Source organism: Mesorhizobium sp. M1A.F.Ca.IN.020.06.1.1 (assembly GCF_004023265.1).
In the GTDB taxonomy this organism is placed as follows: Bacteria; Pseudomonadota; Alphaproteobacteria; order Rhizobiales; family Rhizobiaceae; genus Mesorhizobium.
The window spans coordinates 1-484 of record NZ_RZSR01001771.1 but is presented as its reverse complement, the minus strand read 5'-3'; the positions used below and the strand labels follow the sequence as shown (position 1 = coordinate 484).

At 66.3% G+C, this 484-nt stretch carries 1 pseudogene; it reads left to right on the top strand.

From position 1 onward, the window contains the following. Positions 1 to 484 (top strand): annotated as a pseudogene (locus EOA60_RS36810) (DNA-directed RNA polymerase subunit beta); the annotation flags it as partial.

The following is a 484-nucleotide window of genomic DNA, read 5'->3' as shown; positions in this document are numbered from 1 at the left end:
GCAGACCTACACTGGAGCGCTCGTCGGCAGCGTCAAGATGAACATGCGCCTCGAGCTCAAGGCCGAGGACACCGTGCGCGTGCTGCGCAAGGAAGACATCCTGGCCGTGGTCAAGACGCTGGTCGAGCTGCGCGACGGCAAGGGCGAGATCGACGACATCGACAATCTCGGCAACCGCCGCGTCCGCTCGGTCGGCGAGCTGATGGAGAACCAGTACCGCGTCGGTCTGCTGCGCATGGAGCGCGCGATCAAGGAGCGTATGTCCTCGATCGAGATCGACACGGTCATGCCGCAGGACCTGATCAACGCCAAGCCGGCGGCCGCCGCCGTGCGCGAGTTCTTCGGCTCCTCGCAGCTCTCGCAGTTCATGGACCAGACCAACCCGCTGTCGGAGATCACCCACAAGCGTCGCCTGTCGGCGCTTGGACCGGGCGGTCTGACCCGCGAGCGTGCCGGCTTCGAGGTGCGCGACGTGCATCCGACG